A 22,688-nucleotide genomic window follows, 5' to 3' on the forward strand; every position below is an offset into this window, starting at 1 on the left:
AAAACAGGGTCCGGCCGCCGAAGCGGCCGGAAACCCTTGTATCAAGAAGGCAGGAAGGTCGTAACCGGAACCTTGAGTGCCGCGGCGATGCGCTTCAGCTTGGCCGGGTCGGCATCGGTGCCGTTTTCAATGCGAACGATCTCGTCGTTGACGAGGCCGGTCGTGATGGCAAGCTCTTCGATGCTGTAGCCGACAGAACGGCGCGTTTCGGCGACGGCTGAGGCAATGTGCTGCGGAGAAAGCTTCGCTCCGTTGGCGGATGCGAAATTATTGATGGAAATTGTCATTGTATGCTCCTTCTAGAATGGCCTGCCGAAAACCGGTCAGGTGAAGGGGGACGAACGCCCGAGACGCAGGAGTCTAAAAAATTAGGCACCGGCTGCCGCAAACATAGGCATGCTAACGACCGAGACAAGGGCGATTAGTGCAGTGCACAAGAATGTGTTTACTTTCGGGTCGAAAGAAGGCGGCGTCGATCCACGCGCCCCGTCAAAGAGGGCTGGAATCAGGGCGATTCTGGCTAAAATTGAGCTGAAAAGACGAAAATGGCACCGCTTTCGCGGTGCCACATTAAATTTTCTTAATATTCTCGCAACTCTATCAGGCTGACTGGATTGCCTTGATCCTGTCCATGCCACCGAAGATTGTGGCGAAATCCTGCCACACTCCCTGCGCGCCCTTCTGCCATTCCTCGAAGGCCTCCGGCTTCAAGAGCCTGCCGCCGTTCTTGAGCGACACGGCAACCGAGGCCGCCTCGTCGTCGACGATGAGCTGGTTGAAATAGGCGGCTCCCTCCTTCGAGGCCTCCTGGAAGACCGCCTTCTGCTCGGGGTTCAACTGGTTCCAGAAGCTTGCGGAATAATAGATGACGCCCGAAGCCCAGATGTGGCCGGTCTCGGTCATGCAGGGCACGACCTCATAGAGCTTGAAGCCGGCATAGGCGGACTTGGTGAGGTCCATGGCATCGGCAACGCCGGTCGCCAGCGCATTATAGGTCTCGGTGATCGGAATGCCGACCGGGGCGGTGCCAAAGGCGCTCCACAGCTTTGTGTGCAGCGGGCTCTGGATGGTGCGGATCTTCTTGCCTTTGAGCTGTTCAGGGCGGGTGACCGGTTCCTTGGTCAGAAGATGGCGGGCGCCATAGTTGATGAAATCGCCGATAACGAAATTCTGGGCGGCGAGTTTCTGCTTCAAGTCTGCGCCGACATCGCCACCGACCGTCTTGCGGACATGTGCCGCGTCGCGGAAGAGGAAGGGCAGATCGAGGACCTGCAGCTCCGGCACCCAGCCGGACAGCGACGAAACGGTCGAAAGGCTCGCCTGAACAGAGCCCAGGCGGGCGCCTTCGGCCACTTCCTTCTCGCCGCCGAGCGCACCGTTCTTGACGACATTGAACTTGAACTGGCCCGGCAGCTTGGCTTCCACCAGCTCGCCGATCTTCACCCAGATCTTCGATTCCGGCTTGTCATCGCCAAGCAGCGAGGCGGTGGTGATCGTCGTCGTGCGCGCGGCCGCGTTGCGCACGAAAACCGGAGCGGCGAGCGCCGCGCCGGTTGCTGCGGCAATCTTCAGAAGGGTTCGGCGGTTGATGTTGTCCATGTCTCAAGGTCCCCGGAAATTATGGAAGAATCAGAAGATGATCGCCCAGGCGCAAAGGATCGCCAGGGAAACCAGAAGTGCAAGCAGATAGGGGACGACCGCCTTGAACAGCGCGGTCGCGGGAATGCGGGTGACGCCGCTGACCACGAAGATCAGCATGCCGAGCGGCGGGGTCAGGCCGTGGATCATCAGGTTGACGACGATGATGACGCCGAAATGGATCGGATCGATGCCGGCGGCGACGGCGGCGGGCAGCAGGATCGGGCCGAACAGCAGGATCGCCGCGCCGATGTCGAGCACCAGTCCGACGACCAGAAGGATGACGTTGGAGAGGATGAGGACCGCCAGCGCGCTGCCGCCGAGAATGGTCACGAACTCCGAGACAAGGCCGGAAACGTCGTCGACGGCGAGCAGGAAGGCGAAAGGTCCGGCCGTGCCGATCAACAGGCCGATCGCAGCGGATTCGGTGGCGGCCTGTCGGAACGAGGCAAGCAGCGAGCCCGCTCCGACCTTGCCCCAGACGGCGAGGATAATCGTATAGAGCGCAGCCAGTGCCGCCGCCTCGGTCGTGGTGACGATGCCGATGCGGATGCCGACCACGACAATGATGCCGAGGCCGAAGGCGGGAATGGCGGAGATCGCCGCCTGCCAGCGCTCGCGTGCCGAGGCGCGCGGCAAGGCCACCTGTTCGCGGACCGACAGATGGATGGCTACGGCGAGACAAATCGCCATCAGGCCGCCGGCGAAGAAACCGCCGACCAGCAGCGAACCGACCGACAGATTGGTGGCCGTCGCCAGGATCAGGAAAGCGATCGACGGCGGAATGACGTTGTCGAGCACCGAGGTGGCGGCGATGATCGCGCCGGCCTGTGCCGGCGGGTAACCGTGCTTCACCAGTTCCGGCTGGAAGGTGGAGGCCCCAAACGCGGCGTTGGCGACCGACGAACCAGACGCGCCCGAGAACAACACGCTGGTCAGCAGCGTCGTCTGCGCCAGCCCCGCCCGGCGGTGGCCGACCATGGATGCCGCGAAACGGACGAGCTGGTTGGCGACGCCGGAAGAGGTCAGCAGCCCGCCGGCGAGCAGGAAGAACGGAATGGCGAGCAGCAGGAATTTCGACATGCCGCTCACCGTCGACGAGACGATCGCCGGCTCAGGCAGGCTGCTCCCGAAAGCGATCGCCACATAGGCTGCCGCCAAGAAAGCATGCGCCAGCGGGGCGGCCAGGACGAGGCCGAGCGCAGCCACCAGCGCCAGGAACAGGCTCGGCGGCAGTTCGCTGTCGATAAAGATTTCGGGAACGCCGAAATACAGAGCGGCTCCGAGGACGAGCGATATCAGCACCAGCGGCGCCCTGCCCTCGGTAAGCCTTTGCAGAAGGAGCACAACGAGGATCAGCACGCCCCCGGCGCCGAGGAACCCGAAGCGGATCCATTCCGGAACTCCGAGCGCCGGAGAAACGCCGCCGAGCATGGACATGATTTCCGAACCGCCGAAGAGCAGGATCATGGCGGCCAGCACGGTGAACACGTCCGCCAGAACCGCAGCCGCCGGCAGCAGACGGGCGGGAAGCAGACGTACGAAAACATCGAGCCGCATGGCCAGCGCACTGTTGAGGCTGAGCGGGGCGCCGATCGAGATCAGCGCCACATGCAGCCAGATGCCGAGGTCTTCGGCGCCGATGAAACCGGTATTGAAGAAATAGCGCAGGCAGACGCTGACCAGCACGACCGTCAGCAGAACGGCGAGGATGAGCGCTGCAAGGGTGCCGAGCACGCTCTCGACGCCCTTCAGCACCCGAGCCGCAAGGCTATCGCCCCGGACTGCCGTCTGCTCTGGAAAGTCGGATGGGCTGGCTGCCACGGGTTCTTACCTTTGCCGGAGAAGCAGGCGGTCTCGACCGTGGAAAGATCACGACCGAGAGCGTCTACCAGGTGAATGACGCGCTGCCGACATCTCGCGTGAGACATCGAAACGCGGCGATACCTTTTCGCCGAAGCGATGGGCTTCCTCAAGCAGCCGCAGGCCCGAAGGGAGAAAAGTTTTCGGTGCCCGGCCTTTCGCGCGGCCGCGGGCCAAGCGCGGCTTGAGAGGTTCCGCCCTTTACGGCGGCCAATCCCAGGCCGCAACAGGCCTCGATCCTCCGTCAAGGCCAAAATCTCGCTTTCGCTGCATCTTTTTGCGAGACATGCTTGGTTTTGAATGAATTAATGGATTCGCGGAAATGCAGGGGAAACCCTTGCGTGACAATCGGGGGATGTGTCCGTGGGCGATATCGAACAAGAAAAGAAATCTCAGGATCTCTTCGAATTTCATCCGGAGCCCGCCGCCCGGACGGGGGGGGCACCCGACCAATTCCAGGCGGAGATGATGGATTTCACCATCATGAGCGTCGATGACGACGAGATGTTCCAGAACTCCCTCAGGCTCTCGCTTTCGGGCTTCACCTACCGCAATGTGGCGCCGCGGATACTGATGGCCTCTTCTGCCAACGAGGCGGCCAAGCTTCTGCTCGAAACGCCTTCGATCGCGGTCGTGCTGCTCGATGTCGTGATGGAGACGGACGATGCGGGGCTCCGGCTGGTTCGCACGATCCGCGAAGTTCTCGGCAACTCGCAGCTGCGTATCGTGCTGCTCACGGGGCAACCGGGCATCGCGCCGATGCAATCGTCGCTCGAGACCTATGATATCGCCGATTATTGGCTGAAGACCGACCTGACCAATGAGCGGCTTCACAGCATTCTCACTGCAAATCTCAGGACCTTCGAGCAGATCGATGTGCTGAACCGCGCGCGCCGGGGCCTCCAGAGCATTGTGGAGGCGAGCAATAGCTTGGCGAGGTCATCGGGATTCGAGGACTTCTCCCGCCGGATGATCCACGAACTGGCGGCGCTTCTCGGTGTCCGCGAAGATGGCATCGTCTGCGTCCGCGGGCGTGACCGCGAACAGCCGCCGAAGATCATCGGCTCTGCCGGGCGGTTCGCTTCGGTCCTCAACCAGACCCTCGATACCATCGATGACGAATCCATCCGCGACCTGATCCAGCGCTCTTTGGACGAGCAGGCGAGTATCGAAACAGCGACAGCGCAGGTTCTGTTTTTCCCGGGCCAGGCGGTCGCACCTCCTGCGGCCGCCTACATCGCGACAAACAGGCGAATCGACGACACGGAGCGGGAATTGCTGCGGGTCTTCGCGACCAATATCGGCACCGGCCTGATCAACGTGGCACTGACCAGCCAGCTCGACCGCATCGCCTACGAAGACGGTCTGCTCGAAATCGCGAACGGCAACGCGCTGAAGCGCGGCATTCAAGCGGTGATCGAGCTTCCCCCACCCCGCAGACGGAAGGTCCTGTTCATCGAACTGAACCAGTATGCGAGAAGCTGCGTCTCTCTCGGCGTCGAACAGGGCGATCACCTGCTGCGCGCTTTCGTGAAGCGACTGGCGGCGGCCTTTCCACCGCCCTGCATGATCGCGCGTTTGCATGAAGACGTGTTTGCCGTGCTCGGACCGGAATATCTCGTGCGGATCGAATATGTAAACCGTCTCGAAGCGGGCGCCCACTCGCCCGAAGCCCTGTTCTTCGGAGCAGAGGCGGCCTCCCTCGATCTCAATCATTTCACGTCGGCTCAAAGCGTCATTGCGGCGGGACTTCTGCTGCTGAAAAAGGCCGGACTGAAAGGGACGAGCGGGCAACTCATCGAGTACGACCCCAATGTCGAGCACGAGACGCGCCGCCGGTTCGCTCTTTCGCAGCAGCTTTACAAGGCCCTGCTCAACCGGGAAATCAGCGTCGTATTCCAGCCACAGATCGACCTGACCGACAATCGGATCGTCGGCGCCGAAATCCTGGCGCGCTGGACGCGTCCGGACGGTTCGGTCATATTTCCGGCAGATTTCATTCCGCTTGCGGAGGCGAACGGGCTGATCGTGCCCCTGGGTCAGCAGATCCTGGAGCAGGCATGCAGCGCGCTCCGCTCCATGGGCGAAACGGGTTTCGCAAACGTTACCATCGCCGTCAACGTCTCGCCGATACAGCTTGGGCGAAAGGAATTCATAGACGAACTGATCGCCACCACACGCCGATATGGCCTGTCGCCGGATCGGCTGGAACTGGAAATTACGGAGACGGTGGCGATGGAGGAGCATCAGCACGCCACCGACATGCTCTCCCTTCTCAGGCGCGAGGGTTTTGCGATCGCCATCGACGATTTCGGCACGGGCTATTCTTCGCTGGCTAAACTCCGGTCGTTCGAGGCCGCCACGCTCAAGATCGACCCCTCGTTCATCGCCGGCCTGGGAGAGTCCAGTCAGAGTGACATGATCGTTGAGATGATCATTCAGCTTGGCGAGCGCATGAACATGCGCATCCTCGCCGAGGGCGTCGAGACCGAGCAGCAGGCGGAATGGCTCCGGTCGAGAAAATGCATCCTGGCGCAGGGTTATCTTTACGCTCGCCCGGAGCCCTTCGAGCAATTCCTGGCGAGGTTGCAAGGCTCGCCGGTCAAGATGGTGTAGCGCCCGATGGTCCGCGCGTCTGCACACCGCATGCTTTCCTCCGTCCGGGCCATTTATCGCCACCGCAAGCGGCTTGCCATCTTCGTGGTACCCTGGGCCGTCGGGCTTGGCATCGGCGTTCCATTGCTCTGGTATCAGATCGGCGCGAACGCGCGGGAACCTCAGATCCGCAACAGGGAGGAGACCCTGTCGCAAGGTTATGACATCCTCAGCCGGGCCTTGGACCGACTGGGCCGCGACGCCCTGTTTCTGGCCGATCTGCAATCGCGCTTCGGCGAGCCGACAACTCGGCCTGCTCCGGTAAGCGTTGAGATCTTCCAGAGCTTCGCCGCCAGCTCACCGGATTACGATCAGGTACGCTGGCTGGATACGGACGGTCATGAACGGCTGCGCGTCAACCGTCGCGGCGGCGCAGAACCGGTGGTCGTGAGCAGGGAGCAGTTGCAGAACAAGGCGGACAGGCCCTATTTTCGCGATGCAATTCAGCTGCCGCTGAACGGCCTGTATTTTTCCGCCCTCGACCTCAATGTCGAAAACGGCGTGGTCGAGGTCCCCCATCTGCCGACATTGCGCGTTGCAAGCCCCGTTTTCAGCAACGGCGTCAGACAGGGCATCATCGTCATCAACTACCGCGCCACGCGATTGCTCGAACGCCTGAAACGGCTCGACAGGAGCGTCGAACTCCATCTGATGAACCAGGCCGGATACTGGGTCCAAGGGCCAGATGCGGCTGCGAACTGGGGCTGGCAGCTCGGGGCCCGAGCGCCCGGCGCCGCTGAGGCGGAGATGCTGCGGGCGATCAACAAGGGGGACAGAGGGCTTTTCGGCAGCGGGGACGGAGATTGGAACTACCGCCGCTTCCAGCCCGGCACGGGCCTGCTGACAACCGGGGAGGTCGTGGAACGGCGTGCCGCGGATGCCGACCTCTATCTGCTCGCCCGCGACTCGGCGAGCGTGATCAACGACCAGGAAACAACGGGGAAACTCATTCTCGGCATGGTGGCGACAATCCTTGCCGTGGTGGCGCTTGCGGTAACCGGCCGCCTGGCCAACGGCATGGAGGCCGAGGCGGAATGGGCACGGCAAATGGAGGACACGAACAAGACGCTGCGCGAGACCAATGAAAAACTGAACGTGACCCAACGGGAACTTGCACGAGCCGAACGGCTGTCGTCGCTGGGCCTGATGGTTGCCGGCGTCGCCCACGAGATGAACACGCCGCTTGGAAGTGCGGCACTCGTGCTCAGCAAGGTTGCCAGGGATCTCAGGCTTTTCAAGGAAAGGATCGCAGCGGGGCTGCGCCGCTCGGACCTCGACCTCTATATCGCAGACAGCGATACCAGCCTCGATCTGGTGCGCGATGCCATCCACCGCTGCACTGCGCTGGTTCAGCGTTTCAAACAGGTTGCAGTCGACCGCGCCACATTGGAGCGGCGGGACATCGATCTCGCCGCCTTCATGCCCGATGCCGATCCGCGGCTGCGCAGATGGGACACCAGTACCGGCATCGGCCTGACGCTGAACGTGCCCAATGATCTGGCGATCACGACCTATCCGGGGCCGTTTGCCCAGGTCTTGTCGAACCTCCTCAACAATTCGCTGCTGCATGCCTTCGATGCGGGCAAACCCGGCATGATCACGATCGATGTCCGGACATTGGCAGATCAGGTCCTTATCGAGTTCACCGACGATGGCCGCGGGATCAACGAGACGGACATCCAGAAGATATTCGAACCCTTCTTTTCCACGGCCCGTCACAGCGGCGGCACGGGCCTCGGGCTGCATATCGTCCACCAGATCGTCACCGAAGTTCTCGGCGGATCGATCGCCGTCGAGAGCCCGCCCGCCGGCGAGGCCAGCGGCACCCGATTCATCATCCGGCTTCCGAGAGTTGCTCCGCTACAGGCGAGAACCTAAGTCTCTTCAGATGCCGGCATACCATTCGTAGCCGCGATCCTCCCAGAAACCGCCGTTGCCGCCATAAAGGCGACCGAGATCGGCCACCGCCTCGATGCGGGTCAGATATTTCGCCTGCTTGTAGCCGAGCTGGCGCTCGACACGCAGCCGCAGCGGCGCGCCATGCGCGACTTCGAGATCCCGGCCGTTCATCGTGTGGGCGAGAATGGTCTGCGGATGGAAGGCATCGACCAGATCGACGCTCTCGTAGTACCAGCCGCTGCCGTCGAGCGACTTCTCGTATTCGTCGGCGCAATGGAAGACGATATAGCGGGCTTCCGGCTTCAGGCCGACCGTCTTGAGCAGAGCGCCCAGCGGCACGCCGGTCCATTTGCCGATGGCGCTCCAGCCTTCGACGCAGTCGTGCCGGGTGATCTGGGTGCGGGCCGGCAGCGCCTTCAGGTCGGCAAGCGTCAGCTGCATCGGCTTTTCGACCAGGCCGCCGATTTCCAGTTTCCACGTCGAGAACTGCCGGTTCATCCAGTCGAGATATTGGGGATTGTCCGGCATGCTGGTACCGTTGGCGCGGAAGACCGGCGACAGATCCGCCTCCGTGAACTCGCGCGCCAGAGCGTTGTCGCCGAGCAGGAAACGCTGGGTTTTCATCGAAAGCCCCTCGGCGATCCTGAGCACCGATTTCGTCCGGTCGCTTTCGACAAGCGCGTCGCAGCCGCTCAAGCCGAGCGCCGAGGCCGTCATGGTCGCGCCGATCAGGAAACGGCGGCGGGTGAGGATGCGGCTCATTTTTTGTCCTCCTGTTCGATCGCGTAATAGCCGGTGATCATCGAACGCAGATTGTTGAAGACGCCCGAGAGGATCACCATCGCGACGTGGACCACCACGAAGGCGACCAGCGAAAACGCGGTCAGGAAATGGATCGTGCGGGCCGATTGGCGGCCGCCGAAAACATCGAGCAGCCAGGGTGCCACGGCATTGAAGCCGGGCGACATGGTGAGCCCCGTGAGGATCATCAGCGGCAGGAGCAGGACGATCACCGCGACATAGCTGAGTTTCTGCAGCGTGTTGTAATGCCGCGCTTCAGGCCCTTTCGCAAACCGCAGCCGGGCGTGATTGACGATTTCGTGGCCGATATGGGCGGGCGTCAGTTCATCCCGGGCCGGCAGAAGATCGCGGCGGAAATGGCGGCTCAACACCCCATAGGCGAGATAGATGAAGCCGTTGATGACGAACAGCCAGGCAAAGAAGAAATGCCATCGCCGGCCGCTTGCGAGGTCCTGATAGCTCGGGATCGTCAGCCATTCGGGGAACCCTCGCGCGGTCGCCTCGCCGTCCACGTCGGATACGCCGAGGAATCCGGTCGTGTCGAAGGTGAGCGACCCGACATGCGTGAGGCCCTTCGCCTTGCCGCCATCCTCGACCGCCTCCGTGGAAATGAACGAGGGATCGTTGTCCGCGCCATATTGGCCCCAATAGAGCGCCGGATGCGCATTGAATATCTGCAGGCCGCTGAACAGCAGCACGGTCATGCAGAGCACATTCACCCAGTGCGACAAGCGCACCAGCAGGCTGTGGCGGTAGATGACCGTCCGGCCGGTCGCAGCGCCGGCGTCGATCGTGGCCATGGTGTTTCCTCCGAATGCGGGAAGCGGGCTCCGGCAGATAGACGCGGCCGCCATACAGAAAGTTTCAGCGGCCGCGGCAGGGTCATTTCATGGCGTTACTTCATCGCGTCGCAGGTCTTCATCATGTCGGACTTTTTCATCGCGTCCTTTTCCATGCCGGCCTTGTGCATGCAGTCGGTCTTGGTGCTGCCGGTCGCCATCTGGTCCTTCTTCATGGAATCCTGCTTCATGGCGTCGGTCTTCATGGAGTCCTTCTTCATCGCGTCGGAGTTCATGCTGCTCTGGGCGTTCGCCGCGCCGGCAAGCGAAAGTCCGACAACAAGGGTGCAGGCTGCGAGGCTGGAAAGAAGCTTGGTCATGGGATGCCCTCCTGGGATCAATCGATGTGTCCGCCGGCTGCCTGCCGAGGGCTCACAACCATCAATTCGACCCGGCCAGAAAGTCGTTACAGCCTCACGGTTATGTGATAGGCCGGTTGCATCCGGGATATTTTCCGTTCCGGATGTAACCGTTTACGTGCTTTTCCGAATAATCATTGAACAGCATGACGAGCACCCATTCGGAAGAAGCCCTGAAGGCCCTGATGCTTCTGTCTCTTGATGGGGACGAGGCCGCCTATCGGCGTTTGCTCAACGCGGTGCGCGTCCTGCTTGTCGGATATTACAGCCGCCGAATGGCTGCTGCGACGAAAGCGGACATGGAAGACCTCGTTCAGGAGACGTTGCTGGCGCTGCATTCGCGCCGCGAAACCTACGATCGCGAGCGGCCGTTTACTGCATGGTTCTTCTCGATCGCCCGCTACAAGCTGATCGACCACCATCGCGGCCGCGGCGGCCGGATGATGGCGGAAACGGAACTCGGCGACGATTTCGAGAGCGACTACAACGAGGAAAGCCTGACGGCGCGGATGGATGTCGAACGGCTCCTGGACGGCCTGCCGGCGAAACAGCGGGAATTGATCCGACAGGTGAAGCTCGAAGGGCAATCCGTGGCGGACACGGCGAGCCGGACCGGCCAATCGGAATCGGCCGTCAAGGTCGGCATTCATAGAGGGCTCAAGGCACTGGCGGAGAAATTGCGAGGCGGAAAGTGAGAAAGACGGACGACATCGTCGACGCCCTGGTGGGGGATTTGAAGCCGGTGCCACGCCATGCGCTGGCTCGGCGCTTCGCGGCCGGCGCCCTGCCGGCGCTCGCCGTGTCGCTGGTGCTGATGCTGGCGATCCTCGGCTTGCGCATAGACATGGCGGAAGCCCTGATGTTGCCGGTGTTCTGGATCAAGTCCGCCTATAACGCGCTGCTGGCGACCGCCGCCTTCCTCGCCGCCTATCAACTGGCGCGGCCCGACGGTTCCAGGGGGCGGTTCTTCCCGTTCGCCGCGGCGATCGTCGCGATCATGACCGTGGTTGCCGTCAGCCAGCTGATGATGTCGCCGGCCGAGACCTACCGCACCTTGATCATCGGATCGTCGGCGCCGCATTGCCCTCTGCTGATCTTCCTCTTCGCGCTTCCGGTGTTTGCAGGGAACATGTGGGTGCTGCGCCGCGGCGCGCCGACAGACCTGAGGCTCACGGGCTTCATCGCCGGCATCGCCGCCGGCGCTGCCGGCGCCTGGGTCTATTCCTGGTTCTGCACCGAGAACGGCATGCCTTTCGTGCTCGTCTGGTATTCGCTCGGCATCCTGCTGACAGGAATTCTCGGCTCGCTTCTGGGACCCCGGCTGCTGCGCTGGTGAGCTGGCGGAAAGAAGCCCCGGCTCGATAATTTATCGGGCAGCCGATCCGTTCGCGAAAATTCAGGGTGCGTAATTCAGCGGCAGACCTGGTCGATTCCACGATGCACGGGTGCCTAGACACTCGGAGTGCCATCCGTCCCGACAAACTCTTGATTTGGGAAAAATGGTACGGTTGGGGGGTCTCGAACCTCCGACCTCAGGTGCCACAAACCTGCGCTCTAACCAACTGAGCTACAACCGCACAAGCGCCCTTGGGCGCCGTTGGGGGGTCACATACGGCGATCGGACTTTTTTTGCAAGTCCTTTCCCGCAAATAGAAGAGGCCGGAGCATGCTCCGGCCTTCTCCTCAAAATCAAGCTCCAGGAATTAAGCAGCCTTGAAGGTCGTCATGACCTTTTCAGCGGCTTCCTTGCCCGGCTTCGTCACGTCTTCGACGATCTTGCGGGCGGTGTCCTGCATGGACTTGGCCTGCTCAACCGTGATTTCAGCCTGCTTGCGGATGAAACCGGTCTGCAGCTCGATCAGTTCGGCAAAGGACTTCACGCCGAGCAGCTTTTCCATATGGGCCAGCGAGATCTCGGCATTGGTGCGCAGAGCGTCGATCGCCTTGAGGCCGAGCTCGACAGAACCGGACTGAGCGGTCTGCATTGTGGATTCCACCGTCTTGGTGGCTTCCTCGGCAGCGGATTTCATCTTAGCATAGGCTTCGCGAGACTGGGTGGCACCCTTTTCGGCGAAGTCGCGGAAGCCTTCGGTCATCTTGGACGGATCGAAAGCGGAGAAGGAAAAGATATCGTCGTTCTTGTAAGCCATCGTTTTCAGGTCCTCGTTGGCGATTTCTTCGGCAGAACCGAAGATGTCATGCCTCTTATATAGACCATCCCGTTGTGCATTGCAACATCATTGTGCGCTGCACAATAAAATGAGTCCCGGAATTAACCCTATCGGAGGTTTGGACGGCGCCGCTCTCGACCCGAAGGCAGGGGAAGGTTATTAACAATCCGTTAAACTACGTAGAAATCCGGTCACAAACGCCCTGTAGGTTTTGCCTATGTCCGCAGTTCAATACCCGTTCATCGACATTGCCGTGCACGAGCGCGTCCGCGATCGTTTTGCGGCGGGCGAAGCGATCGTGCTGTTTTCCCCGGACATGCAAAGCCCCCTCTGGGCGAACGGACGCGGCGCCGATCTCTTCGGTTTCGGCTCCATCTACGATTTCCTCGACCAGGGTCCCAACCGCGTCGATATCGCCTTCCGCCAGATCGAAGCGGCTGCGCGCCAGCTCGGCGAAGTCGGCGACATCCGCAACCTGACGATCCGTGTCCCTTCCGGTTTCCAGCGCATTCCCGTGCAGGCGATCTGCGAGCTTGTCCAGGTCCAGGGCGAAACGGCCGTGCTGTTCAGCGCGCCGGTGGAACGGGGCAGGCTTGCGCCTTCGGCCTCCGCGGCGAGGATGATCGAAGGCTTCGACGACCCCGATACGCATATGGCGGTGATCGACGAAAACGGCGAGGTGCTTGCCGCCTCGGCCGAGTTCGCGGGGCTTGGCGTTTCCGCGCAGACGGCCAAGATGATGGCGACCATGGCCGGCGCCGATCCGAGCCGCCTCGTCAAGCGACCGATCCCGACCTCCAAGGGCTACCTGCCAGCTGCAATCGGCAAGCTTTCCAACGAACCGGCCCTGCATCTCCTGTTCACGGTCGAGACGGAACAGGGCCGCGCCGCCGTCGCCAACAGCTACGAACCCCGCGACGCGGCACCGGCTCTCGCCGAGAGCGGCGAGGAAACCGTGGAATCCGCTGCGACCGACCAGATCGAGGACCTCACGGACGAGGCCCAGCCGGTCGACGGTTTTGCCGAGGTGATCGCCGCCGTGTCCGAAATCGAGGATACGGAAGAGCCGGAAGAAGAAATTTCGCTTGAAGCCGTCGGAGATATCGCGCCGGTTCAATCGGCTGCCTTCGAGGAGCCGACTGAAGAAGTTACACCTGAAAATGCCGTGTCGGCCGCGGACGTCGATGCCCGTTCCTCTGAGGACGCGATCGAGACGGTCGAGGAAATGGTTTCGCCAACCGCGATCGAGGAAACACCGGCTGCACAGCAGGAGACAGCCGTGGCTGCCCCTGCAGTCGAGCCCGCAGCCGCCGAAGCTGCCGCGCCGGAACCGGCCGGCTTCGTCTTCCGCGGCGACGGGCGCGCCACCCGCTTCGTCTGGAAGATCGATGCGGAAGGCCGATTCAGGGAAGTTTCGAGCGAATTTGCCGACGCCGTCGGCCCACATGCCGCCGATATCAACGGCATGGCGTTTACGGATCTCGCCGCCCTCTTCCATCTCGATCCCGAGGGCAAGATCACCGAGCTGCTCCAAAAGCGCGACACCTGGTCCGGCAAGACGATCTGGTGGCCGATCGAGGGCACGTCGCTGATGGTGCCAGTCGATCTCGCCGCGCTGCCGACCTATACCCGCACCCGCGAGTTTGATGGTTTTCGCGGCTTCGGCATCGTGCGCATCGGCGATGCCGCCGAGGATCCGAATGCCGTCGGCCTGACCCTGACCCGGGCAGTGCCCGAGGATGTAGTCGAACCGGAAGCTGAGAATGGTTTCGAAACCGGCGAAAAGCCGCTCGATGCACCCGAACTGGTGGCGGAAGACAGCCAGCCCGTTTCGCAGGACGAAGCAGAGGGCGCGCCCGCCGAAATCGTCGAGGCGGAAGAACCCGAAGCTGAGATCGCGTCCACCGAGGATGCCATCGCCGTAAGCTCCACGTATGACGAACCGGCCGCCGAGGTTTCAGAGGCCGAAGAGCCTGAAGTCGCGGAGGATGCCGAACAGCCGGCCGTCGCCGAAGACATATCCGCCGATGCGGCGCCATCCGAAGACCTGCTGCCGGAGCCGGCTCCCGAGGACGCGCCGCAGCCGTCCAAGTCGGGGCGGCAGATCCCTTCGCTGCTCGACTGGCCGGCCGGCGAACGCCCGGCACTGCGGATCGTCGACAATGCCGGCCGCCGCCATTCCGACAAGGTCATCCAGCTGGAGGAGCGCCGTTCCAACCGCCGCGACGGGCTGACCCCGGTCGAACAGGCTGCTTTCCGCGAAATCGCCCGCCAGCTCGACAACTTCGTCGGCCGCCGCAACGAGGAAAAGACGCCGGAGACCCCGACCGAGGCGGAGGTACCTGCTGCCGAATACAAGGAGTCCAGCGCGATAGAGCCGGCTGAGCTCGAGCATCAGGCAATGCACGAGGAACCAGTCGCCCCCGCTTCGGAAGAGATTTCCGAGGAAGAGGCGATCGCCTTCGCCGAAGACGCGAACGAGGCTTTTGCCGACCGGCCGATCGAGCCCACGGAAGAGACCGAAGCCGCTGTGAATGCTCTGGACGACCCGCATCCGGAACTTTCAGACCGCGAGCTTTTGAGCAAGATGATACCGGTTCGCGAACGTATCGGCCTTTCCGCGGAGATCGTCGACCAGATGCCGGTGGCGCTTCTCGTCCACAGCGGCGACGTCTTGATCTATGGCAATCCCGAATTCCTGCGACTGACCGGCTATGCCTCGATCGACGAACTGGCGGAAGTCGGCGGTCTCGATGCGCTGCTGCAGCGACAGGATCTCGAAGGTAAGACAACGGAAGCCGGCGGCATGGTCGTGGTGCGTGCCGACGATGTGCTGGTGCCGGTGACGGCGCGCCTGCAATCCGTTCGCTGGGACAATTCGACTGTTCTCATGCTGGCGCTGATGCCGGTCGTGGCCGAGACCCAGGGTCCCACCGAGGATGGCGGAGCGGCGGCAGTCATCCCGCTGCGCGCGCCCCGCGCCGCCGACCAGCTCGCCAAGCTGCAGGTCGAGGTAACCGAACTGCGCGCGATCCTCGAAACGGCCACCGACGGCGTGGTGATCATCGGCGCGGATGGCGACATCCGCTCCCTGAACAGGGCGGCGAGCGCGCTCTTCAACTACGACAATGAAGAGATCAATGGCAAACCTTTCGTCACCCTGTTCGCCCACGAGAGCCAGCGGGCGATCCTCGACTATCTCGCCGGGCTTGCGGGCCATGGCGTGGCGAGCGTTCTCAACGACGGCCGCGAAGTCATCGGCCGCGAAGCTTCCGGCGGCTTTCTGCCGCTGTTCATGACGATCGGCAAACTGACCTCCTCGAACGGCTATTGCGCGGTCATCCGCGACATCACCCAGTGGAAGCGCACCGAGGACGAACTGCGCACCGCCAAGCGTGCTGCCGAAACGGCAAATGCCCACAAGAGCGAGTTCCTCGCCCATGTGAGCCACGAAATCCGCACACCGCTCAACGCGATCATCGGCTTTGCCGACATGATGGCGAGCGAACGTTTCGGCCAGATCGGCCATGCGCGTTACGTGGAATATGCCAATGACATCAGCCGCTCCGGCCGGCATGTGCTCGATATCGTCAACGACCTCCTCGACATTTCCAAGATCGAGGCGGGCGAGATGGAGCTCGATTTCGTCGCCGTCGGCCTGAACGAGGCGGTGTCGGAAGCCGTCTCGCTGGTGCAGCCGCAGGCAAACGGCCAGCGGGTGATCATCCGCACGGCCCTCTCGCATGCCGTGCCGCAGGTGGTCGCCGATCCGCGCTCGATCAAGCAGATCGTGCTGAACATCCTGTCGAACGCCATCCGCTTCACGCCCTCCGGCGGTCAGATCGTGGTGTCCACCGCCTACGAGACCAATGGAAACGTGGTACTTCGCATCCGCGATACCGGCATCGGCATGACCCGCTCGGAACTGGAGCTTGCCATGAAGCCGTTCCGGCAGGTTGCGAGCGCCTCCCGCAAGCGCGGCGACGGCACTGGCCTCGGCCTGCCGTTGACCAAGGCGATGGTCGATGCAAACCGCGCGGCCTTCGCGATCACGTCTGCCCCGAACGAAGGCACGCTGGTGGAAATCACCTTCCCCTCGCCGCGGGTACTGGCGAACTGATCCTGAAAATTGCGCCTTGTCTTCGCATCCGCATGCGGCAGCGCTTGGAAAGCCCTTGGGGGTTATCCCAGACCAAAAAAAGAAAGGCAGCCGAAGCTGCCTTTGAAGTTTAATGCTGTCCAACGAGGGTCGGTGGAGACGTCATGTCTATGAAAGCTCGCGGCTAGGCGTATTTCATACACGAGACGAAACCATGTTGCTCCACTTTTGATCAAAGCGGCTTAATGGCGCGTTAACAGCGTCCCATTTCCGGAATTTATGCGGGAGATGTGCCGTATCGATACATCTCCCGCATTAGGGATAGCCGCGATTCAGCTTTTCAACTCGACAAGACCGTCGAACAGATCCAGCGCTTCCGGATTGGCAAGCGCTTCCTTGTTCTTGACGGCCCGGCCATGCACGACGTCGCGGACCGCCAGTTCGACGATCTTGCCGGACTTGGTGCGCGGGATATCCGCGACCTGGATGACCTTTGCCGGCACATGGCGCGGCGAAGCGCCGGTGCGGATGCGGGCCTTGATCGCCTTGGTAAGATCTTCGGTCAGTGTCAGGCCGCCCGCGAGGCGCACGAAGAGGATGACGCGGACGTCGTCGTCCCAGTCCTGGCCGATGCATATGGCTTCCGCGACCTCCTCCATCTGCTCCACCTGATTGTAGATCTCCGCGGTGCCGATCCGCACGCCGCCGGGATTGAGCGTGGCGTCGGAACGGCCATGGATGACGATGCCGTCATGTTCGGTCCATTCGGCGAAATCACCGTGACACCAGACATTGTCGAAACGCTCGAAATAGGCGGCGCGGTATTTCTGCCCTTCGGGATCGTTCCAGAACATGATCGGCATCGACGGAAACGCCTTCGAGCAGACAAGCTCGCCCTTTTCGCCGCGTACCGGCTTGCCGTCGTCGTTCCAGACATCGACGGCCAAACCCAGGCCGGGGCCCTGGATCTCGCCGCGCCAGACCGCCTTGAGCGGGTTGCCGAGCACGAAACAGGAGACGATGTCCGTACCGCCGGAGATCGAAGCAAGATGCACGTCGCTCTTGATGCCTTCATAGACGAAGGAGAAGCCCTCCGGCGACAGCGGCGACCCTGTCGATGTCATCAGCCGCAGCGCCGAGAGATCGTGGCTTTCCTTCGGGACGATGCCGCCCTTTCGGACTGCGTCGATATATTTCGCCGAGGTGCCGAAGACCGCGAACTGCTCGGCTTGCGCATAATCGAACAGGACATTGCCGTCCGGCGCGAAGGGCGACCCGTCGAACAGGCAGAGCGTGGCGCCGACCGCGAGGCCCGAGATCAGCCAGTTCCACATCATCCAGCCGCAGGTGGTGAAATAGAACAGCTTTTCGCCGGGTTCGAGGCTGCAATGGAAACGATGTTCCTTGAGGTGCTGCAGCAACGTGCCGCCGGCCGAATGGACGATGCATTTCGGCACGCCGGTCGTGCCGGACGAGAAGAGAATGTAGAGCGGATGCGCGAACGGCAAAGGCTCGAACTCGACGGTCTTCGCTTCGTAGGGCGCCATGAAATCGGCAAGGGTGCGGCCATCGGCAAGCGATGCGGTGAGCGCGGGAGCGTCCCCCGCATAGGGCACCACCAAAACCGGCGTCTTCAGGACCTCCGAGACTGTCTTCACCTTGGCGGAGACATCCTGAAGCTTGCCGTTATACCAGTAACCGTCGCAGGTGATGAACAGTTTCGGGCCGATCTGGCCGAAACGATCGAGCACACCCTGCTCGCCGAAATCGGGGGAGCAGGAGGACCAGATGGCGCCGATCGAGGCGGCGGCCAGCATGCAGGCAACTGTCTCCGGCATGTTCGGCATCATCGCGGCGACGCGGTCGCCCTTTTGGATACCGAGCGCTCGGAAGGCCTGCTGCAGGCGTGAAACCTCGGAGCGGAGCTTGTCCCAGGACCAGCGATAGCTCACCTTGTCCTCGCCGCGGAAGATCAGCGCGTCACCGGCGCCCGTTTCCGCGAGGAGGTTTTCCGCAAAATTCAGTGTCGCATCGGGGAAAAAGCGGGCGGCGAGCATGTCTTCGCCGTTGATCAGCGCGCGTTCGCCGCGCTCGCCCTTGACGCCGCAGAAATCCCAGACCGCCGACCAGAATTCGGCGCGCTCGACGATCGACCATGCGTAGAATGCATCGTAGTCGGGAAAGCTTTTGCCATGGCGCTCCGCGCACCAGCCGATGAAATGATAAAGCGGGGTTTTCTGCTGCGCTTCCTTCGAAGGACTCCACAGCGGCTGTTCGTTGCCCATTCCCATTCCTCCACCCCCCGGGAAAACCCTGCCCCGATATCGGAAACCAGGGTCCCGTCCTATCTCCATCCGCGCCCGGGCCTCAAGGCCGGACGTATCGGCCTGTATAGCATGTTGCACCGCATGATAAAGAGGACAGCCGGGACGCGTCACGGATTTGCGCGGGGCCGGTATTTCCTATATGCGCGTGGTGATCATGCTCACCAATCCGATCGGAAATCTGCGGAAGAACCTGGGGCGCCCGCTGGGCCGGCGGTCGCGCGGCGTTCTGATCGGCGCTATCGTCGCCCTCTGCCTGTTCGCGCTTTTCCAGGTCGTCGCACCGTTCCTCATTTCGTCGGCCGTCGTGCGCGAAAGCATGGAGCGGGCGGTTGCAGAATGGACCGGCCATGACGTGGAGATCGGGGGAACACCCGATATCCGCTTCTGGCCCGAACCGCGGGTCACGCTGAGGGACATCACCATCCGCAAGCGGGCGGAAAACGGCGAGCGCGTGCTCGGCCGGGTCTCGCGGCTTTCGGCCTCGTTCGATCTCACGCAGGCCCTGGTCGGCCAGCCCGAGTTCAAGGACTTTCGGCTTACGGATCCGGAAATCTACGTCCTCAGGGAGGCCGACGGCAGGCTCGACTGGGCGAATGACGGGTTGCTCAGCCGCGCAGCGCGCGAGGTACGGCCGGACGGCAGCGGCCAGACGCTGACGGCGGATGACGACGCGCGAATGGGCGATGTCGGCATCACCAACGGAACACTCGAAATCTCCGATGTCGCCAGCGGCCGCGTCACACGGTTCCAGTCGATCGACGGTACGCTCGACTGGCCCTGGCTTTCTCGCAGCCTGGAGCTGAAGGCGGATGCCGAGCTCAATGGCCAGGCGCTGACGCTGGACATAAGTTCGACCCAACCCCTGCTGCTCCTCTCGGGCAAGAGTGGCGATATCTCTGGCACGATGGCGTCCACCCTCTTCCGGGGCCAGTTCCGAGGCGTTGCCAACCTAGCTGCGCAAGCGTTTCTTTCCGGCGATGCCGAACTGGCTGTCCCCGACCTCGCGGCGGCGATGGGCTGGGCCGGCCTGAACTTTTCCGGCGCGGAACGCGTGAAAAGCTTCTCTTTGACTACCCACCTCGTCACCAACGACAACGTCCTGCGCTTCGACAACCTTTCCCTCAACCTGAACGAGGCCAAGGCGGCCGGCATACTCGATCTGCTGCTGCCCGCAGACAAACCGCCGAGACTTACCGGCACGCTCGCCTTCGACCGAATGGATTTTTCCGCGGCACTTGCCGCCATTGCGCCCCGCACCATGGGAGACGCCAGCCGGGGCGATGGCCGGTTCGCCGATCTCGAACTCGACCTGAGGCTTTCCGCCCAACAGGCGACACTCGGACCATTCCAGCTTTCGGAGGCGGCCGTGAGCGTGATGAACACCGGCGAGCAGTCCCGTATCGACATTGCCGACAGCGATTTCGAGACGGGCCGGCTGACCGGCAGGGTCGCTACGGTGAAAGGCGGCGTGGCCGGAGCTGTCGCCTTGCGCCTTGCTGTCCAGGACGCCGATTTCGGGAATATCGTCAGGGAACTCGGCCTCGCCGGGCCACTTCCGGCGGCGCGCGGATCGTTGGACCTGGCGCTCGACGTCGATCGGCCGCTGGAGCCGGAAGCCTGGCGCAACGCCAAGGGTAGCTTACGCTTCCGTGCGGACCGCGGTTCGTTTTCAGGCGTCAATATTGCCGGCATCCGGCAGCTCGCGGCACAAAAGCCCTATTTCCCCCTGAGCGATGCCGGCACCGGCAGCCTGGAATTCGACCATATCGACATATCCGCCAGTCTTGCGGACGGTTCGGCCGATATCCGTGAGGGGAAGATAACCGGGGCCGCGGAAACGCTGACGCTTTCGGGCGTCATTCCCTATATCAACAACAGCCTCGCGCTTTCGGTGGTCGTCGAACCGATCCCGCAGGGTACGAATACCGAGCCGCTGATGGTCTTCATCGGCGGGTCCTGGCCCAACCCGGTCATCTGGCCTGTTTCGCAAACTCCGGCGAAACCCCTACAATAAGCCGAATCAACCGGATGGGGGTAATCTGGTGGCGCCATTCCTGATCAATCTATGCAAGGCGCTGCTCGCCTGTCTCATCATGGGCGCCGTCTTGAGCTTCTTCGGCATCACCATGCCGTCGCTGCTGGCGCTCCTGCACCTGACGCCGGAGGATATCCGTGTCGGGATCGAGAACGCCTATGTCTGGTCGGTGCCGCGCATCGTGCTCGGCGCCGTCATCGTGTTGCCGGCCTGGCTGCTCATCTACATCTTATTGCCGCCGCGTGGAGGCGCGTGAGCGTCAGGTCGTACCACGGGCTGCGACGTGTTCGTCGCGGATACGCCGCATCTCGGCCTGCTTGGTGGTGATCGAGGTGATGATGACGCCGATCGTGACCAGCCCGATCAGGATGGTGCAGATCGCGTTGATTTCCGGCGTGACGCCCAGGCGAACCTGGCTGTAGATCTTGATCGGCAGTGTGGTGGCGCCAGGCCCCGTGGTGAAGCTCGCAATCACCAGATCGTCCAGCGACAGGGTGAAGGCCAGCATCCAGCCGGCGATGACCGCCGGAAAGATCAGCGGCAGGGTGATCTTGAAGAAGGTCTTGACCGGGGGGCAGCCGAGGTCGAGGGCCGCCTCCTCCAGGCTGCGGTCGAAGGTCAGCAGCCGCGACTGCACGACGATCGCCACGTAGCACATCGTGAAGGTCGTATGCGCGATGATGACCGTCCAGAAACCGCGATCGATGCCGACCGCGACGAACAACAGCAACATCGACAGGCCGGTGATCACTTCCGGCATGACCAGCGGCGCATAGATCATGCCGGAAAACAGCATCCGGCCGGGAAAGCGCGTGAAGCGCACGAGGGAAAGGGCCGCGAGCGTGCCGAGTACCGTACCGATGGTGGCGCTGATCACGCCGACGCGTGCCGTTATCCAGGCGGCGTCCATAAGACCCTGGTTCGACCACATGGTGCGGTACCATTGCAGCGAAAAACCGCCCCAGACCGTGACCAGCTTGGAGGCATTGAACGAATAGATCACCAGGATGATGATCGGGATGTAAAGGAAGGCGAAGCCGAGGGTCAGGACGGTGGCGTCGAAGCGGGACGATTTCATCTCACGCCACCTTCTTCTGCTGGTTCTGGAAAATCATGATCGGCACGACCAGCATGATCAGCAGGATGACCGCCACGGCGGAGGCCAGCGGCCAGTCGCGGTTGCCGAAAAATTCCGTCCACAGCGTCTTCCCGATCATCAGCGTGTCGGCCCCGCCGAGCAGGTCAGGAATGACGAACTCTCCGGTGATCGGAATGAAGCAGATCATCGAACCGGCGATGACGCCCGGCAACGACAGAGGGAAGGTGATCTTCCAGAACGCCTTCCAGGGCGGGCAGCCAAGATCGCTCGCGGCCTCCAGCAGCGTATTGTCCATCTTTTCCAGCGCGGAATAGAGGGGCAGGACCATGAAGGGCAGGTAGGAATAGACGATGCCGATGAAGACCGCGGTGTCGGTGCGGAAGATCTGCACCTGATCCTCGGCCCCGAAAAGGCCAACCGACTGGAACAGCAGCGTCAGCAGACCGTCGGGCTTCAGGATGCCGATCCAGGCATAGACGCGGATCAGGAACGAGGTCCAGAACGGCAGGATGACCAGCATGACCAGCGTCGGCCGCAGCATCGTCGGTGCGCGGGCCATGGCGAGCGCCATCGGATAACCGATCAGCAGCAGAAGGAAGGTCGAGATCACGGCGATGCGCAGCGAAGACAGGTAGGCTTCGATGTAGAGCGGGTCGTCGGTCAGGAAGAGGTAATTGTCGAAGTCGAGTTCCGAGACGAAATCACCGATCGCGCCGAACCCGTCAAAGAGCGGCGTATAGGGCGGCATGGCAATCGCCGTCTCGGAGAGCGAGATCTTGAAGATGATCAGGAAAGGGGCGACAAAGAACAGCAGCAGCCACAGATAGGGCACCGCGACCACCAGCCAGCGGGCGGGGCTGGGTTTGTTCGCGAGATGGGTTTCGGAAACGCTTGCCATCTCCA

At 62.3% G+C, this 22,688-nt stretch carries 17 protein-coding genes and 1 tRNA gene; 7 read left to right on the forward strand and 11 right to left on the reverse strand.

Going from position 1 to position 22,688, the window contains the following annotated elements; genetic code table 11:
* Positions 1-41 precede the first annotated feature (41 nt).
* The 3 genes from ACZ9EJ_RS15255 to ACZ9EJ_RS15265 form a co-directional block, all read right to left on the reverse strand.
* A complete protein-coding gene (locus ACZ9EJ_RS15255; protein WP_038539927.1) occupies positions 42-287 on the reverse strand; it encodes a helix-turn-helix domain-containing protein in 246 nt (81 codons plus the stop codon).
* A 313-nt stretch (positions 288-600) separates the two neighbouring features.
* Positions 601-1,599: a TRAP transporter substrate-binding protein gene (locus ACZ9EJ_RS15260; protein WP_046628319.1), complete on the reverse strand. Its 999-nt coding sequence runs from the start codon at positions 1,597-1,599 to the stop codon at positions 601-603.
* Positions 1,600-1,629: 30 nt separating this feature from the next.
* Positions 1,630-3,462 (reverse strand): TRAP transporter large permease, encoded by a 1,833-nt coding sequence (locus ACZ9EJ_RS15265; RefSeq protein ID WP_046640944.1) that lies wholly within the window; start codon positions 3,460-3,462, stop codon positions 1,630-1,632.
* Positions 3,463-3,864: 402 nt separating this feature from the next.
* On the opposite strand from ACZ9EJ_RS15265, the gene ACZ9EJ_RS15270 reads away from it, so the two are divergent.
* Complete coding sequence (locus tag ACZ9EJ_RS15270) at positions 3,865-6,117, forward strand: putative bifunctional diguanylate cyclase/phosphodiesterase (RefSeq protein WP_052764628.1); 2,253 nt, start codon at positions 3,865-3,867, stop codon at positions 6,115-6,117.
* Positions 6,118-6,147: 30 nt separating this feature from the next.
* Positions 6,148-8,034 (forward strand): sensor histidine kinase, encoded by a 1,887-nt coding sequence (locus tag ACZ9EJ_RS15275; protein ID WP_255742861.1) that lies wholly within the window; start codon positions 6,148-6,150, stop codon positions 8,032-8,034.
* Between the two features lie 6 nt (positions 8,035-8,040).
* Here the strand turns inward: ACZ9EJ_RS15275 and ACZ9EJ_RS15280 are convergent, their stop codons facing one another.
* From ACZ9EJ_RS15280 to ACZ9EJ_RS15290, 3 genes are all read right to left on the reverse strand, one after another.
* Positions 8,041-8,817, reverse strand: coding sequence for a molybdopterin-binding protein (locus ACZ9EJ_RS15280; protein WP_046640943.1), 777 nt, complete (start codon positions 8,815-8,817; stop codon positions 8,041-8,043).
* Positions 8,814-9,656, reverse strand: a complete 843-nt coding sequence (locus tag ACZ9EJ_RS15285; protein ID WP_046640942.1) for a cytochrome b/b6 domain-containing protein — start codon at positions 9,654-9,656, stop codon at positions 8,814-8,816. Before ACZ9EJ_RS15285 ends, ACZ9EJ_RS15280 begins: the two co-directional genes overlap by 4 nt.
* A gap of 95 nt (positions 9,657-9,751) precedes the next feature.
* Positions 9,752-10,015, reverse strand: a complete 264-nt coding sequence (locus ACZ9EJ_RS15290) for a pentapeptide MXKDX repeat protein (protein ID WP_046640941.1) — start codon at positions 10,013-10,015, stop codon at positions 9,752-9,754.
* Positions 10,016-10,200: 185 nt separating this feature from the next.
* Here ACZ9EJ_RS15290 and ACZ9EJ_RS15295 point away from each other — a divergent pair, with 185 nt between their 5' ends.
* Both ACZ9EJ_RS15295 and ACZ9EJ_RS15300 read left to right on the forward strand, forming a co-directional pair.
* Positions 10,201-10,749 (forward strand): sigma-70 family RNA polymerase sigma factor, encoded by a 549-nt coding sequence (locus tag ACZ9EJ_RS15295; RefSeq protein WP_046628309.1) that lies wholly within the window; start codon positions 10,201-10,203, stop codon positions 10,747-10,749.
* Entirely contained in the window at positions 10,746-11,390 is a 645-nt protein-coding gene (locus ACZ9EJ_RS15300) for an NrsF family protein (RefSeq protein ID WP_046640940.1), read from the forward strand. Before ACZ9EJ_RS15295 ends, ACZ9EJ_RS15300 begins: the two co-directional genes overlap by 4 nt.
* Positions 11,391-11,554: 164 nt before the next feature.
* Here ACZ9EJ_RS15300 and ACZ9EJ_RS15305 read toward each other — a convergent pair.
* Together ACZ9EJ_RS15305 and ACZ9EJ_RS15310 are read right to left on the reverse strand one after the other, a co-directional pair.
* A tRNA-His gene (locus tag ACZ9EJ_RS15305) sits at positions 11,555-11,631 on the reverse strand.
* A gap of 126 nt (positions 11,632-11,757) precedes the next feature.
* Positions 11,758-12,204 (reverse strand): phasin, encoded by a 447-nt coding sequence (locus tag ACZ9EJ_RS15310; RefSeq protein WP_046628305.1) that lies wholly within the window; start codon positions 12,202-12,204, stop codon positions 11,758-11,760.
* A gap of 238 nt (positions 12,205-12,442) precedes the next feature.
* Between ACZ9EJ_RS15310 and ACZ9EJ_RS15315 the strand changes: the two genes are divergently transcribed.
* Positions 12,443-16,345: an ATP-binding protein gene (locus ACZ9EJ_RS15315; protein WP_046640939.1), complete on the forward strand. Its 3,903-nt coding sequence runs from the start codon at positions 12,443-12,445 to the stop codon at positions 16,343-16,345.
* A gap of 311 nt (positions 16,346-16,656) precedes the next feature.
* On the opposite strand, the gene ACZ9EJ_RS15320 is transcribed toward ACZ9EJ_RS15315, so the two are convergent.
* Positions 16,657-18,609: an acetoacetate--CoA ligase gene (locus ACZ9EJ_RS15320; RefSeq protein WP_046640938.1), complete on the reverse strand. Its 1,953-nt coding sequence runs from the start codon at positions 18,607-18,609 to the stop codon at positions 16,657-16,659.
* Between the two features lie 157 nt (positions 18,610-18,766).
* On the opposite strand from ACZ9EJ_RS15320, the gene ACZ9EJ_RS15325 reads away from it, so the two are divergent.
* Both ACZ9EJ_RS15325 and ACZ9EJ_RS15330 read left to right on the forward strand, forming a co-directional pair.
* Positions 18,767-20,665: an AsmA family protein gene (locus tag ACZ9EJ_RS15325; RefSeq protein WP_046640937.1), complete on the forward strand. Its 1,899-nt coding sequence runs from the start codon at positions 18,767-18,769 to the stop codon at positions 20,663-20,665.
* A 28-nt stretch (positions 20,666-20,693) separates the two neighbouring features.
* Positions 20,694-20,942 (forward strand): hypothetical protein, encoded by a 249-nt coding sequence (locus ACZ9EJ_RS15330; RefSeq protein WP_052764626.1) that lies wholly within the window; start codon positions 20,694-20,696, stop codon positions 20,940-20,942.
* Positions 20,943-20,945: 3 nt separating this feature from the next.
* Here the strand turns inward: ACZ9EJ_RS15330 and ACZ9EJ_RS15335 are convergent, their stop codons facing one another.
* Entirely contained in the window at positions 20,946-21,764 is an 819-nt protein-coding gene (locus ACZ9EJ_RS15335) for an ABC transporter permease (protein ID WP_046640936.1), read from the reverse strand.
* A 1-nt stretch (position 21,765) separates the two neighbouring features.
* Positions 21,766-22,683: an ABC transporter permease subunit gene (locus tag ACZ9EJ_RS15340; RefSeq protein WP_046640935.1), complete on the reverse strand. Its 918-nt coding sequence runs from the start codon at positions 22,681-22,683 to the stop codon at positions 21,766-21,768.
* Positions 22,684-22,688 lie beyond the last annotated feature (5 nt).

This window comes from Neorhizobium sp. USDA 3394, from assembly GCF_056280385.1.